At 66.0% G+C, this 14,268-nt stretch carries 11 protein-coding genes; 1 reads left to right on the top strand and 10 read right to left on the bottom strand.

What is annotated here, in order from left to right; genetic code table 11:
• Positions 1–109: 109 nt before the first annotated feature.
• The 9 genes from ACSE4D_RS16565 to ACSE4D_RS16525 form a co-directional block, all read right to left on the bottom strand.
• Positions 110–697: a hypothetical protein gene (locus ACSE4D_RS16565; protein WP_425119568.1), complete on the bottom strand. Its 588-nt coding sequence runs from the start codon at positions 695–697 to the stop codon at positions 110–112.
• Complete coding sequence (locus ACSE4D_RS16560) at positions 694–1,659, bottom strand: D-2-hydroxyacid dehydrogenase (protein WP_436326312.1); 966 nt, start codon at positions 1,657–1,659, stop codon at positions 694–696. The genes ACSE4D_RS16565 and ACSE4D_RS16560 overlap by 4 nt, the downstream gene beginning before the upstream one ends.
• Positions 1,601–3,385 carry a DHA2 family efflux MFS transporter permease subunit gene (locus tag ACSE4D_RS16555; protein WP_436326311.1) on the bottom strand — a complete coding sequence of 595 codons (1,785 nt, stop codon included), beginning with the start codon at positions 3,383–3,385 and terminating at the stop codon, positions 1,601–1,603. The genes ACSE4D_RS16560 and ACSE4D_RS16555 overlap by 59 nt, the downstream gene beginning before the upstream one ends.
• A 93-nt stretch (positions 3,386–3,478) precedes the next feature.
• Positions 3,479–4,123 (bottom strand): TetR/AcrR family transcriptional regulator, encoded by a 645-nt coding sequence (locus ACSE4D_RS16550; protein ID WP_436326310.1) that lies wholly within the window; start codon positions 4,121–4,123, stop codon positions 3,479–3,481.
• Between the two features lie 108 nt (positions 4,124–4,231).
• Positions 4,232–6,268 carry a DNA primase gene (gene dnaG, locus ACSE4D_RS16545; RefSeq protein WP_436326309.1) on the bottom strand — a complete coding sequence of 679 codons (2,037 nt, stop codon included), beginning with the start codon at positions 6,266–6,268 and terminating at the stop codon, positions 4,232–4,234.
• 3 nt (positions 6,269–6,271) lie between these two features.
• Complete coding sequence (locus ACSE4D_RS16540) at positions 6,272–7,579, bottom strand: deoxyguanosinetriphosphate triphosphohydrolase (protein WP_436326308.1); 1,308 nt, start codon at positions 7,577–7,579, stop codon at positions 6,272–6,274.
• A gap of 2 nt (positions 7,580–7,581) precedes the next feature.
• Positions 7,582–8,769 (bottom strand): tRNA dihydrouridine synthase DusB, encoded by a 1,188-nt coding sequence (gene dusB, locus ACSE4D_RS16535; RefSeq protein ID WP_135541186.1) that lies wholly within the window; start codon positions 8,767–8,769, stop codon positions 7,582–7,584.
• 89 nt (positions 8,770–8,858) lie between these two features.
• Positions 8,859–10,529: an ATP-binding cassette domain-containing protein gene (locus ACSE4D_RS16530; protein WP_436326307.1), complete on the bottom strand. Its 1,671-nt coding sequence runs from the start codon at positions 10,527–10,529 to the stop codon at positions 8,859–8,861.
• A 187-nt stretch (positions 10,530–10,716) separates the two neighbouring features.
• Positions 10,717–11,265, bottom strand: a complete 549-nt coding sequence (locus tag ACSE4D_RS16525; protein WP_436326306.1) for a helix-turn-helix domain-containing protein — start codon at positions 11,263–11,265, stop codon at positions 10,717–10,719.
• Positions 11,266–11,326: 61 nt separating this feature from the next.
• On the opposite strand from ACSE4D_RS16525, the gene ACSE4D_RS16520 reads away from it, so the two are divergent.
• On the top strand, positions 11,327–12,712 hold the full coding sequence (locus tag ACSE4D_RS16520; RefSeq protein ID WP_436326305.1) for an L-lactate permease: 1,386 nt from the start codon (positions 11,327–11,329) through the stop codon (positions 12,710–12,712).
• 39 nt (positions 12,713–12,751) lie between these two features.
• Here ACSE4D_RS16520 and ACSE4D_RS16515 read toward each other — a convergent pair whose 3' ends face one another.
• A complete protein-coding gene (locus ACSE4D_RS16515) occupies positions 12,752–14,080 on the bottom strand; it encodes a M24 family metallopeptidase (protein WP_205683369.1) in 1,329 nt (442 codons plus the stop codon).
• Between the last annotated feature and the right edge of the window lie 188 nt (positions 14,081–14,268).

Genomic DNA, 14,268 nt, shown 5'->3' with positions numbered 1-14,268 from the left:
GTCACAACCTCTCGTCGACGTCACAACCCCCTGCCAGCGAGACAACCTCTCGTCGACGACAATGCCTCCCGCAGGACCGGGAGGCATTGCAGCCAGCGGGAGGAATTGTTCACTGCGCGTCGTCGGACTCCATGGCTTCGTGCAGCCAGATCGGGGTGAAGTCAGCGAATCGAGCCGAGAGCTCCTCGTCGCTGTCGAGGATGACGGCCAGCCGGTCATCGGCGCCGCCGAGCTCGCTCGCCCAGATGGGCCCCAGACCGGCGAGCAGCAGACACGCGATGACGACGGCACCGGCCAGCACCGGTGTCTGTGCCCACAGCAGCGCTGCGAACACGATCCCGATCACGACGAAGCCGATGGCCACGGCCATTCCCGCGTTGCGGGTGCGCGGCGCACGGGCCTTGGCCGGACGGCTCGCCGCGACCGAGTCGAGGATGTCTCGATTGATCCGCGTCCAGGCGATGATCGCGCCCAAGGCACAGACGATGCCGATCATGATGAGACTGAACGCGGAGAACAGGAGCACGGCGTCGATGTGTTCGCCTTGGGCCTGCAGTGCCGCGCCGAGTCCGGCGACGAGCATCGCCGCGGCCAGGACCAGCATGCTCAGCAGACGGGCGCGACGCACGGCGATGAGTTCGGCGAGCACACGGGCCAGGAAGGCGCGCTGGGCGGCGGGGTCGTCCGCCTGGTTCAACGCACGTACCCGAGTTTCTTGTCCACCGTGTGAGGGAACTCCTCACCGGCGAGATACTGTTCGAACAGGCGGTGGAACTGCTGAGCCAGACGCTTCCTCCACCCGTCGGTGTCACCGCTCATGTGCGGGGTGATGATGACATCGTCGAGCGTCCACAGCGGATGTCCGGCGGGCAGCGGCTCCTCGTCGAAGACATCGAGTCCTGCTCCGGCGATCTGCCCGGTGCGCAGGGCGTCGACGAGGGCATCGGTGTCGACGGTATCGCCCCGGCCGACGTTGATGAACACGGCGGAGTCATCCATGGCGGCGAACACCTCGGCGCCGATGAGTCGTTCGGTCTTCTCCGTCAGGGGTGCGATATCGATGACCCAGTCGTATCCGGCGACGTGTTCGGCCAGGGTCGCGGAGTCGATGACCTCACCGAAGTCGACATCGCCGCTGCGGGCTCGCGAGCCGGCGCCGGTGACCTCGATATCGACGGCCGTGAGCAGCTGGGCGATTCCCCGGCCGATCGATCCGGTGCCCACGATCATCGCCTTGGTCCCGGCGATGTCGCGGGTCGATCGGCGGTTCCACGTCTCCTGTGCCTGGTCGGCCAATGATCCGATCGAGTTCTTCGCCTGCACGAGGATGAAGCTGAGGACGAACTCGGCGATCGGACGGTCGAAGATCCCCCGCGCATTCGTCACCGTCACCGGTGCCTCGACGAGTTCGTCGAAGAGGAGGGAATCGACTCCGGCCGCCGCGGCATGGACCCATCGGAGCCGGTCGGCGCTGCCGTAGGCATCCTTGAGTGCTGTGGAGAAGAAGTCCCACATCAGCAGCACATCGGTGCCCGGCAGCGCCTGGCTCAGCGTGTCCGCCTCGGCGATGCGCAGTTCGATTACCTCGCGGTCACCCAGCTCAGTGAGCAGGTCGGGAATCTCTGTCCCGGGTGAGTTGAGTATCGTCAGTACCGTCATTCCTCGTCTCCTCCAGCAGTGGGCTTTCTGCCAGACTAACCGATGAGACCGCACCGGGGGCCGAATCGGCTGAGGGGGCCGATTCTGCGATGTCGAGGCTCTGCCTCTTCGTCGGTTCGTTCGACAGCGTCTGCGCCAACGGGGTGTTGGGCAGGAAGCAGAGGAAGACGAAGCCGAGCACGGCCAGCGGAGCCACCCACAGGAACAGCGGCACGAGAGCGTCATTGTAGGAGTTGATGATCAGCGAGTGCAGCGGATCCGGCAGGTCGGCGACGATGCCCGGAGTCAGTCCCGTCGAGGAGACCTTCGGCAGCGGCGTGTGCGGAGCGGACTTCGCGATGTCGGTGATTCCGGACTTGATGTTGTCCATGAGCCGTTGGGTGAACACCGAACCGATGAACGCCATGCCCAGGGTCGCTCCGACTTGGCGGAAGTAGTTGTTCGATGCCGTCGCGGTGCCGACCATGGACACAGGGAAGGCGTTCTGAACGACGAGGACGAGGGTCTGCATGCTCAGTCCCAGGCCCAGGCCGAGCAGGGCCAGGCAGCCGATGGTCTCCCAAGCCGAGCTCTCGGCCTTCAGCTGCGAGAGCAGCACGAGCGAGGCGGCCATGATGAGGATGCCGGTCAGCGGGTACTTCTTGTACTTGCCGGTGCGGGAGACGATGAACCCGACGAGCGTTGAGGACACGAGCATCGTGCCCATCATCGGCACCATCATGAGGCCGGCGACCGTGGCGTCGATGCCGTGGACCATCTGCAGGTAGGTCGGCATGTAGGAGAGCACACCGAACATGCCGATGCCGACGAAGAGGCCGGCGATCGTGCACAGGATGAAGTCGCGGTTGGCGAACAGGCTCATCGGGATGACGGGTTCGCTGACCCTGAACTCGACGAAGACGAAGGCCACTGCGGCGATGGCACCGCCGATGATGAGGCCGTTGATCTGCCAGGAGCCCCATGCGTAGTCGTGCCCGCCCCATGCGGAGACGAGGACGATGCAGGAGGTGACGATCGAGATCAGAGCCATGCCGATGACGTCGATCTTCGGCCGCGGGCCGGTTCCCTTGGCGCGCTTGGGCACCTTGAGGAAGATCGCGGCGGCGATGAGTGCGATGACGCCCAGCGGGAAGTTGATGGCGAAGGCCCAGCGCCAGCCCGGGCCCTCGGTCAGCCATCCGCCGATGAGCGGTCCGGCCACAGAGGACACAGCGAAGGCGGAGCCCATGATGCCCATGTACTTGCCGCGTTCGCGGGCAGGGACGACGGAGGCGATGATCGACTGCGAGAGGATCATCATTCCGCCGCCGCCGATGCCCTGGAGGACGCGACCGAAGATCAGGGTCGACATCTCGTTCGCGATGAGGGCGAAGACCGAACCGAGCAGGAAGCAGCAGATTGCGAACATGAACAGCGGTTTGCGCCCGAACAGGTCGCCGACCTTGCCGTAGACGGGCATCATGATCGTCGATGCCAGCATGAATGCGGTGGAGACCCACAGCATCTGGTCGACGCCGTCGAGTTCGCCGACGATCGTCGGCAGGGCGGTGGCGAGGACCGTCTGGTTGAGCGAGAACATGAACATTGCGATCATCAGGCCCACGAAGAGCAGGATGATCGCCGAGGTGGCCATCGGCGGCGTGTCATCGCCGTTTGTCGCCGGTGCGGTTGTTCTCTGCGGTGTCGCTGTCATCGTCTCGGATTCGATATCGTGGTTGCTTCTCATCACGGCTTTCGTTGGATTCGTCGTCTCATTCGTCATTCGCGGCCCGTTCGTCCTGTCACTCACTGCGCTCGGTGCCTCGTCTCGGTCGGTCTCTCACTGCAGTCGGCCGAGGACCTTGAGGAAGAGGCCGAGGGAGTCTTCGAAGATCGCCTTGGTCCCGCCTCGCTCGTCGACCGCCTCGGGCGTCTTCTTGATCGTGTGTCCGGCATGGCTGAGCGGCACGCGGCAGAGTTGGGTGAGCATGCGCGCGCTGCGCCACGCCGAGTCCTCGGTGGAGAATTCCTGCCCGAGGTGGCGCAGCCGAGCCAGGACGTGACCGGCGACGATCTCCTCCAGGGCTTCGGCCCGGTCGAAGCTTTTGCTCACAAGCTCCGGGTAGAGCGCGAAGAGGCGACGGCGCCTGGCCGGCAGCTCCGGATCGACGGAGCCGATGAGCAGCGCTTCGCGGACGAAGCGCGCCGTGTCCTCGGCAAGCGTGTCCAGGCCGGCCGGTGAGTGGACGTAGTCATCGGCGAGGGCCTCGTCGACGCCGGCTTCGACTCCGAGGCCGACGATCGCGTCCTCTTTCGTCTCGAAGTAGTTGAAGAACGTGCGGGTGGACACGCCCGCGTCCGCGGCGATGGTCGCCACGGTCGCACAGGCGAGGCCGTCTTCGAGGACTCGGGTGATCGCCGCCTCGTGGAGGGCGCTGCGGGTCAGCCGAGCCTTCTTCGAGCGCAGGGATTCTTCAATGGGCATGAGTACATTTTGCACCTCATGCAAACTTTCATCAAATGCAAATATGCAATTGTGCACTATTTCACTGTGTGCAGAGTTTCACGGGGATGCGGTTCCCACCGCGGGTGCTCACATGAGCAGTTTGAGTCGGGCCCGATGCTGTTCGAGGGTCTGCAGCTGACCGAGCAGCGCCGCCTGCCCCGCCCCGTCGCTGGTGTCCTGCCGTTGCAGACGTGAGTGCAGCTCCTTGGCGATGCGTTCGAGGTCGTAGTCGAACAGGCGTGCGACGATGCCGCGGGCGAACGGCTCGATGCCGGTGCCTTCGATGATCGGCAGCGGAGTCACGATCAGCTGTGCGATATAGGGTTTGAGATCCTCGGCGCTGGCTTCGAGGACGCGTTCGGCCCATTTCGATTGGACGGGTCCCGCCGACCCCAGTCCCCCAGCCGCCTTGATCGCCTCTTGGATCCGCCGGTAGCCGGGGTGTTCGAAGGCCTTGGCCGACAGCGAGTCGAAGAGCTTCGCATTGACGGCTTCCGGGTGCTGCAGGGCGACCATGAGCACGCCCTTCTCCGTCTTCAGACGTGCGGGACTGATCGGGGCCGAGAGGTTCGAGACGTCGGGACGTTCTTCGTAGACGTATTCGATGCCGCGGTCGTCGGTGATCTCCCCCGCCGAGACGGGACCGGCCCCGCGCGCGTCCCCGCCCGATGCAGGCCCCGTCCCGGCTCCCTGTCCCGGCCCTGATGCCGGTCCCGAGGCAGGTGCGGGTGGTGCCGGTGGCGGACCATTGCGGAAATTCGTCTGCTGTGCCGGTGCCTCGGCGGTCTGGCGGTTCTGCTTCGGCTGCCGCTGTGCGGTGCGCACCGCGGCCTCCACCTCGTCGATGTCGACGCCGATGCGACCGGCGACGAACCGGTAGTAGTGGGTGAGGCTGTTGCGGTCGCGGATTCCGGTGAGCACCTCGGCGGCGGCCTTGACCGCGGAGATCCGGCCTTCGACGGTGTCGAGGTCGAAGCGGGCGATCGCTGTGGTGATGACGAACTCGAACAGAGGTTTGCATTCGTCGATGAGTTCGCGCAGGGCCGCGTCGCCCTTCTGCATGCGCAGATCGCAGGGGTCGAGCCCGTCGGCTTCGACGGCGACGAAGGTCTGCGCGGTGAAGAGGTTCTCGAATTCGAAGGCCTTGAGCGCGGCCTTCTGCCCGGCGGCGTCGCCGTCGAAGGTGAAGATGACCTGTCCGGTCGGATCATCGCCCAAGAGCCGCCGGATGATCTTGACGTGTTCGGTTCCGAAGGCTGTTCCGCAGGTCGCCACGGCCTGGTCGACCCCGGCGAGGTGAGCGGCCATGACGTCGGTATAACCTTCGACGACGACGACGCGTTTGGTCTTCGCGATCGACTTCTTCGCCAGGTCGAGGCCGTAGAGGACCTGGTTCTTGTGATAGAGCGCGGTCTCCGGGGTGTTGAGGTACTTCGGGCCCTTGTCGTCCTCGTAGAGGCGGCGGGCACCGAAGCCGATCGTCCGGGCGGTCATATCCTTGATGGGCCAGATGACACGTCCGCGGAACCGGTCGTAGATGCCGCGACCGCCTTCGCTGGCCAGCCCGCCGGCGAGGATCTCCTCCTCGGTGAAGCCGGCCCGGCCGAGGTGCGAGGTCAGTGCGTCCCAAGATTTCGGGGCGAAGCCGATGCCGAACTCTCGGCTCGATTCGGCGGGAAAGCCGCGCCCGGTGAGGAATTCGCGACCGATCCGGCCCGCCTCGGACTCGAGTGCCTGGGTGAAGAACCGCTGCGCGACTTCGTGCATCTCGAGCAATCGCTGTCGCCGGCTGGCCTGCTCCCGGTCCGGACCTTTGCCATCCTCGTAGCGCAGATGCATGCCGGCCTTGCCGGCCAGGGTCTCGACGGCTTCGACGAAGCTGAGCTGCTCGACCTTCTGCAGGAAGGTGAACACGTCGCCGGACTCTCCGCAGCCGAAACAGTGGTACATGCCGACCTGCGGACGCACGGTGAACGAGGGAGTCTTCTCGTCGTGGAAGGGGCACAGCCCCTTGAGCGAACCGATGCCCGCGGTCTTGAGGGTGACGAACTCCCCGATCACCTCGTCGATGCGGGTGCAGGTGCGCAGTTCGTCGATGTCCTCGCGCTTGATGAGTCCGGCCATGGTCTAGAGCCGATCCTCCGCCCCGGCGTTGAGGTGGTGGTACAGGGCCCATGCGGAGTGGTCGGTCAGGGACGCGATCTGGTCGACGATGACGCGCAGACGGGCGGCATCGTCGGCCGCCTCGGCGTGGTCGGCGCGGAACATCGGGTCGAGGTTCTCCGGTTTCTGCGCATACCACTCGGCGAGGTCGCCGATCACCGCGGCCTGGATGTCATGCAGACGCAGGCGGTCCTCGACGACCATGACGGTCAGCGTAGCCATGCCCTTGAGCACGGCGATCTCGACCACGGTGGTCTCCGGCACGACGAGAGATGCCGAGTAGCGGGCCAGCGGCTCCCACCCGAACTCCTCGCGCGTCGCCGCTTCCGCTGCCCCGACGAACCGCCCGATGAGCTGGCTGGACATGTGCTTGAGGCTCGCCTGGGCCCGGCGGGACCCGTCGAAGGTCTCGCTGGGCCAGTAGGCGGCGGCCTGGAGTCGGCTCAGCGCCTTGTCCATCTCCGCGTCCGTCGTCTCCGGCAGGTACCACTGACGGGTGATCTCGAAGAGCTCGGCCCGACGGGATTCGGAGGCGAAATCGGCAAGCTCGAGGTGGCCGGCGACGATGGCGTCCTCGACGTCATGGACGGAATAGGAGATGTCATCGGCCAAGTCCATGACCTGGGCTTCGATGCATCTGCTGCCGTTGTCGATTCCGGAGCGGTAGAAGTCGAAGACATCCGTGTCGTCATCGTAGACGCCGAACTTCCGCACTCCGGAGTCGCGGCGCCCGGACGTGGCCTCGCTGCGCGGCCAGGGGTACTTCGTCAGCGCGTCGAGGCTCGTCCGGGTCAGGTTGAGTCCTGCCGGTCGGCCGTCGGCGGCGATGACCTTCGGTTCGATCCGAGTGACCAGGCGCAGGGTCTGGGCGTTGCCTTCGAACCCGCCGATGTCCTTGCACAGGGCGTCGAGGATCGTCTCCCCGTGGTGGCCGAAGGGCGGATGGCCGAGATCGTGGGACAGGCACGCGGTGTCGACGATATCGGGGTCGCAGCCGAGGTAGCGGGCGAGTTCGCGTCCGACCTGAGCCACTTCGAGAGAGTGGGTGAGGCGGGTGCGGACGAAGTCGTCGGTGCCGGGCGCGACGACCTGCGTCTTCGCACCGAGGCGGCGCAGGCCCGAGGAATGGAGGACGCGGGCACGGTCACGCTGGAAGGCCGAGCGCCGTGGATTCTTTGCCGGTTCGCTCACCCACCGTTCCTCGTCCCACGGCGTATAGACCGCCACGGTCCCCGTCCGCACCGAGGTGTGCGGGTGAGTGTCGAAGGGCATTCTCATCCTCCAGAGATGTCGAGTTCGGCCTCCGACAGCAGCGATCGTCCGCTGGGGTCGAAGATACGGGAGTCCAGCCAGCCTTCGGGCAGGTGCGGCTTCTTCGGTCGGGTCGTGCGACCCCGCGAGCCCTCTGCGGCCTCCCCCGGATAGGGGGCGTTTTGGTCGAGCTGGGCAAGCAGTCCGGCAAGCTCCTCGAGCGATGACACCATGGCCAGCCGGCTGCGCAGGTCTCCCCCGACCGGGTAGCCCTTGAAGTACCAGGCGATGTGTTTGCGCAGGTCCCGCACGCCGTAGAACTCGTCTTCGAAGTGATCGACAAGGTATTCGCCGTGCTTGTACACTGCCTGCCCCACCTCGGCGAGGCCGGGACGGTGACGCTCCTCGCTGCCGTTCAGGGCATTCGCGAGATCGCCGAACAGCCACGGTCGGCCCTGGCAGCCGCGACCGATGACGACGCCGTCGCAACCGGTCGTGGCCATCATGTCCAGCGCATCCTCGGCCGCGAAGATGTCGCCGTTGCCGAGCACGGGAACCGTATCGCCGAGGTGGTCCTTGAGTCGGGCGATCGCGTCCCAGTCGGCCTTGCCCGAGTAGAGGTCGGCGGCGGTGCGCCCGTGCAGGGCGACGGCGGAGACACCCGCGTTGCGCGCGGTCTCGGCAGCGTCGAGGAAGGTCGTGTGGTCGGCGTCGATGCCCTTGCGCATCTTCACGGTCACGGGAATTCCCCCTCGAGAGGCCTCGTTGACGGCCGTGGTGACGATGGCTTCGAACAGGTCCTGCTTCCACGGCAGCGCGGAGCCGCCGCCCTTGCGGGTGACCTTGGGAACGGGGCAGCCGAAGTTGAGGTCGATGTGGTCGGCCCGATCCTCCTCGACGAGCATCCGCACGGCCTGGCCCATGGTGACCGGGTCGACCCCGTAGAGCTGCACGGAGCGCGGGGTCTCATAGGGTTCGTGGTGGATGATGCGCATCGTCTTGGGACTGCGCTCGACGAGGGCCCGGGTGGTGACCATTTCGGTCACGTAGAGGCCGGCGCCGTATTCGCGACAGAGGCGACGGAACGCGGTGTTCGTGATCCCGGCCATCGGGGCGAGCACGACCGGCGAGGACAGCTCGATGGGGCCGATGCGCAGCGGTGCTGCGGCGGCCGGGGACACGGTTTCTGGGCTGGGGCTGATGACACTCACGACCCCATTATCCCAATGCAGTCAAAATCGCACATTCTCGCCCCTCTTCGCCTGTCTCCGACGCCGTGTTTTCGGTGTCCGTTCGGACGTCAGTCTCGCCGGGAGTTCGATTCTGCTCCCCCGCTTTCCGGTTCGGCACTGTCCTGTTCAACGGTCCCCGCACGGAGAAATTCCCGGACGTCCCATTCGGTGTCCACGGCGAGTTCGGCGGCGAGCCGGTCATCGTGGGTGACGACGACCATCGCCCCGCCGAATCCCTCGAGCGCGGTGACGAGCGCCTCGAGCGAGGACAGGTCGAGATTGTTGCCCGGCTCGTCGAGGATGAGCAGCTGCGGGGCGGGGTCCTGGAGCAGCTCGGAGGCGAGGGCGACCCGGAAGCGTTCGCCGCCGGAGAGGGTCGAACAGATCTGGTCGGTGCGACCGGCGCGCAGCCCCATGGCCGCGAGCACTTCATGGACGCGGTGCGGGTTCAGATGCGGATTTCCCGCGCGCACGGCCTCCATGACGGTGAGGTCGGGCGGGAGCCGATACTGCTGGTCGAGGTGGCCGACAGGGACCGAGACGGTGACCGAGAGGTCACCGAAGAGCGCAGCGATCGAAGCACAAGCCCCGTCACGGCCCGCTGCCGAGATCATCGCTGCCAGCAGAGTGGATTTCCCTGCCCCGTTCGGTCCGGTCAGCCGGATCCGTTCGGGTCCGACGATCAACTGCGGTCGCTCCAATCTCGCCGAGGAGGCTTCGAGCACCCGCTTCGAAGCGTGCACCGTCGTCTCCGGCAGGTCGAGGCGCACGCTCGAGGACCGCCGCAGGATGTCTTTGGCCGCCTCGAGAGAATGCAGCGTCTCAGCTTCGTCTGCGGCTGAGTCGCCGCGCCTCTTCGCCGCGGACTTCTCTGCGGAGTTCCTCAGCCCGTTCATCGCCTTCTTCGGTCGGCGCTTGTTCTCCTTGTCCTTCGCCGCCTTTCGGCCGGCTCGTGCGAGTTTCGTCTCGAGTTCGATGCGCTGCCGCTTCTCGATCGCATGGGCCTTCTTTGCGTCGATGACTCTCTGCTGCTTCGCTTCCTCTTCGGCCGCGACCATCTGCTCATAGTCGTCGAAGTTGCCGCCGTAGAGCCGCAGGCGATCGGTCATCTCGACGATCGCGTCCATGTGTTCGAGCAGGGTGCGGTCGTGGGAGATGACGAGCGTGGGACCGCGGCGTGCGGTGAGCATTGCACTCAGCAGCTGCCGCCCGTCCTCGTCGAGGTTGTTGCTCGGCTCGTCGAGGATGAGCCACTCGTCTGCGACCATCGCCGCACGGGCCAGTCCGATGCGACCGGCCTGTCCGCCGGAGAAGCGGCTGAGGCTGCGGTCGAGGTCGGCCGCCTCGAGGTGGAGGCCGAGTTCGGCCGTGGCCGCCAGGGCCTGCTCTTCGATGTCCCAGGCCTCGCCGATGAGTGCGAAATCGGATTCCGCTGCTTCGCCGTTCAGAGCACGATGCAGTGCTGAACGGACCTTCGCGATGCCGAGAGCTTCATCGACGCGCTGAGCCGAATGCGGCAGCAGCTGGTCGATGTAGACGGCGTTGTCCGCGCCGGTGATCGTGCCGGCGGTCGCGGGCAGGTGGCCGGCGAGGAGTTTCGCGAAAGTGGATTTGCCGATCCCGTTGTCACCGACCAGCCCGATGAGTGCGGAGGGGATCGTGGCGGTCAGCTGGGAGAAGATCTCGGTATCGTCGCCGAGGCGGTAGTCCAGTCCGGACACAGTGATTGCTGTAGGCATGAGGGTCCTCATTTCGTGTACGCAGAAGCGCTGCGGGCCCGTGGCACCCGCATCTCACGGCATGAGGATTCACTTCACTGCGGAGATGTCCTTCGTCGGAAATGGGACAGCACAATGATCGCCGAGGCGGTTCGCCGCGTCAAGAGCACCTCCCGGCGGCGACCGTCGAGGCCGGGCCCGGAGAGCCTCAGACGATGATGAGCATGAGCTCGGCGGGCTCGTCGTGAGGATTCGTCAGCTGGTGCGGGACGTCACCTGGGGCTTGGGCACAGTCGCCGGCGTGGAGAGTGGTGCAGCGATCGATGGTGACGACCTCGATGGTTCCCGACAGAACGAAGAAGCTCTCACGCGAGCCGCTGCGGTGGGCGGCGAAGGCAGAGGTTTCGCTGTGCGGGTCGAGGCGGTAGTGGACGACGTCCATGTTCTCGATCGCCGAGGGCAGATCGCGGCGCCGGATTCCCTCGCCGAAGGTCGTTGTGGTGGGGATCGCCTCGGTGCGGGTGATCGTCACTTCGGGGGCGGCGAGGAGCTGGCCGACGTCGACGCCGAGGGCGCGGGAGAGACCCATCGCATTCGAAACCGAAGTGTCCTGCTCTCCTCGTTCGATCTTCGACAATGCAGCCCGCGAGAGGCCGGCCCTCACGGCCAGCTCGTTGAGCGTGAGGTTGTTGAATTTGCGCCGAGCTCTGATGCGGGCACCGAACACGCGAGCGCCGAGATCCTCTTCTTTCGCCATTGTCGAATCATAATCTATTCTGGGATAGTAGAATACGATCCCTCAAAGGAAATTCGCGTATATGTTGGCGATGCTGGCGCTCGGTCCGATCCTCGTTGCCATCATCCTGCTCCTGTTCAAACAGAGAGCCTGGGTATCAGCGATTGCCGGCACCGTCGTCGCTCTCATCGTCGCCTTCGCCTTCCCCACCCCCGCCTCGGTGTGGGTGGATTCCGGTATCGACTACTTCCCGCTCATCCTCGAGGTCGCACTCATCCTGCTCTTCGGGATGCTCCTGGCCCGGCTGCTCGAGGCGGCCGGTTCGATGTCGCAGATCTCCTCCTGGGTATGGTCCCAATCCCCCAGCCGACCGCTCGGCGTCGCACTCGTCGTCTTCGGCCTCGTCCCCTTCGCCGAATCGGTCACAGGATTCGGCATCGGCGTCACCGTCGGGGTGCCGGTGCTGCGCCACCTCGGATGCACCCTGCGGCAGTCGGCGATCCTCGGACTCCTCGGACTCATCGCCGTCCCCTGGGGCGCCCTCGGGCCGGGCACCACGGTCGCAGCCGCGCTGGCCGGGCTCGATGTCGACGAACTCGGCCTGGCCACGGCATGGCTCAACGCGATTCCGGTCATCATCGTCACGATCGCGGTGGTCGCGATCATGCGTCCGGGTCCCGCCTCGGCGCTGGGCATCATCGGGGCCGCCGCGCTGATGTGGGCGGGCATCCTCGGTGCCAGCATCTTCGTCGGCATGGCTCCGGCGGGAATCATCGGCTCGCTCATCGTCATCATCGCCATGGGCGCCCTCTTCGCTCTCCGTCGTCGCACCACCGGCTTCAGTCGGAGCCTGGGACGGGCCGCGCTGCCCTATGCGTCGCTGACCCTCGGGCTGCTGCTGGCGCGGGCGCTGCACTCGGCCCTGCCGTCGCTTCTCACCCAGATCATCGCCTCTCCCCCGTTCTGGCTGGCCGTGGCCTGTCTCATCGCAGCGATCTCCGTCGCCGGGCGACGCAGCGTCGCCGCATCGGCGGCCCGATCGTGGGTGCCCATCGGCGTGGGAACGGCAGCGTTCATGGTCATGGGCTGGATCATGACGACGACGGGAATGAGCGCGGCCATCGGAGCGGCGATTCCCGCCGGCCTCCTCGTGCTCACCCCGCTGCTCAACTCGGCCGGCGCGGTGCTCACCGGGTCGAACACGGGGGCGAACTCGATGTTCACCGGCACGCTGACCGCGGTCGCCACCGCCTCACAGGCATCCGCACTGCAGGTCGTCGCCGCCGGCAATGCGGCCGGCTCACTGGCCGCCCTCGCCGCTCCCCCGCGGGTGGCGATGGCCGTGCAGATGGCCGATTCCTCCGGGCCCGCCTCGGCGCGCGATATCAGCTGGGCGCAGGGTCGGGCACTGGCCGTGGCCGGAATCAACGCCATGTGCCTCGGACTCTGGATCCAATTCTTCGCCTGAGGGCCCCGAACGTGCGGTCGTCGGAGGGGCGGCTCTCGCTCAGACGCGGATGATCTCGCGGGGGAAGTGCGTGAACGGTTCGCACCCGGTGTCGGTGATGAGGACCGGTTCGGACAGTTCGATGCCGTAGCCGTTCATCCACATTCCGCCGATGAGGTGGAAGGTCATTCCCGATTCGAGGATCTGATCATCCTCGGTGCGGATCGAGATCGTCCTCTCGCCCCAGTCGGGCGGGTATCCGATGCCGATCGAGTAGCCCAACCGGCTCGGCTTCTCCAATCCCGACAGCGCGAGCACACGATTCCAGGTGCGGGCGAGCTCGGCGGTGGGCACTTCGGGGGCAGCGACGTCGAGGACCGCGGTGAGCGCCTCGGCGACGACGCCCTCGAGTCGGACGAGCTCCTGCTTCGGTCGACCGGTCACCGCGGTCCGGGCCAAGGGCACGTGGTAGCGCCGGTGGACACCGGCGAGTTCGATGCTCACGGACTCATCGGCCTTGAACTGCCGATCGGTCCAGCTCAGATGCGGGGTGTCCGCGCTCTCTCCGGTGGGCATGAGCGGAACGATCGAGGGATAGTCGCCCCAGACCCCCTCACCGCCGCGGGTCTGCGCCTCGGAGATCGCTGCGGCCACTTCGTGCTGGCCGACTCCGACGCCGATCGTGCCCAGGGCCGCGTCCATGGCTGCCGTGGTCACCTTCGCCGCCTTGCGCATGATCGCGATCTCGGCCGGGGACTTCACCGCACGGATCCAGTTGACGAGTTCGAAGGAATCGACGAGTCGCCATTCCGGCACCCCGTTGACCAGGGCCCGGAAGGCGCGCGGAGAGAAGAAGTGCGAATCCATTTCGACTCCGACCGGTGAGGTCGAGGCGCGGGCGACCTCCCACCGCTGGCGCAGCGCGAACGCCACCCAGTCGAAGGGGTGGATATGGGGGCGCTGCACATAGCGCTCGGGGTAGCCGACGATGTCCTCCGGCGGAAGCCAGGAGGTGTGTGAGGCCCCGCGCGCGTCCATGTCGCGCATGAACAGCGTCATCGGACCCGACGAGGGCACGAAGAGCAGCTGCGGGGTATAGAAGGACCAGGCGTTGTAACCGGTGAGGTAATAGATGTTCGCAGGGTCGGTGACGATGAGTGCGGCCAGGCCCTGATCGACCATCCGGTTGCGCACCGACGCGATCCGGCCGAGGTACTCCTCGGGACTGAACGACAGCTCGTCGGCCCCGATCGTATCGACCTCGCCGGGAACCGGCTGCGGGCGAGCTCTGACCTCCTGGCCTGCCTGCCCCTGTTCGGCACCGGGCCGCATACCGTAGACATCCGGGCGATTCTCTTCGCCGCCGTAGAACAGCTCACCCTCATTCATGACACCAGTGTGGTGACCTGTCTCACAGCCTGTCAATCACTGTCGACGCGCGTGTTGTCGGCATCGATCGAGCTGCGGGTGGTCGATGGCGATTTTCGACATTTCTGACGAATCGAGAATCAATCTTTTTCACTTTCGACGAAATTCGCATCTCGCACGGCGCATTTCAGTCGAATCGGTGATAGATT

Origin of the sequence: Brevibacterium sp. FAM 27836 (assembly GCF_051351055.1) — a bacterium.
Classification (GTDB): domain Bacteria; phylum Actinomycetota; class Actinomycetes; order Actinomycetales; family Brevibacteriaceae; genus Brevibacterium.
The sequence above is the reverse complement of the archived record's forward strand: the minus strand, read 5'-3'. Positions and strand labels throughout refer to the sequence as shown.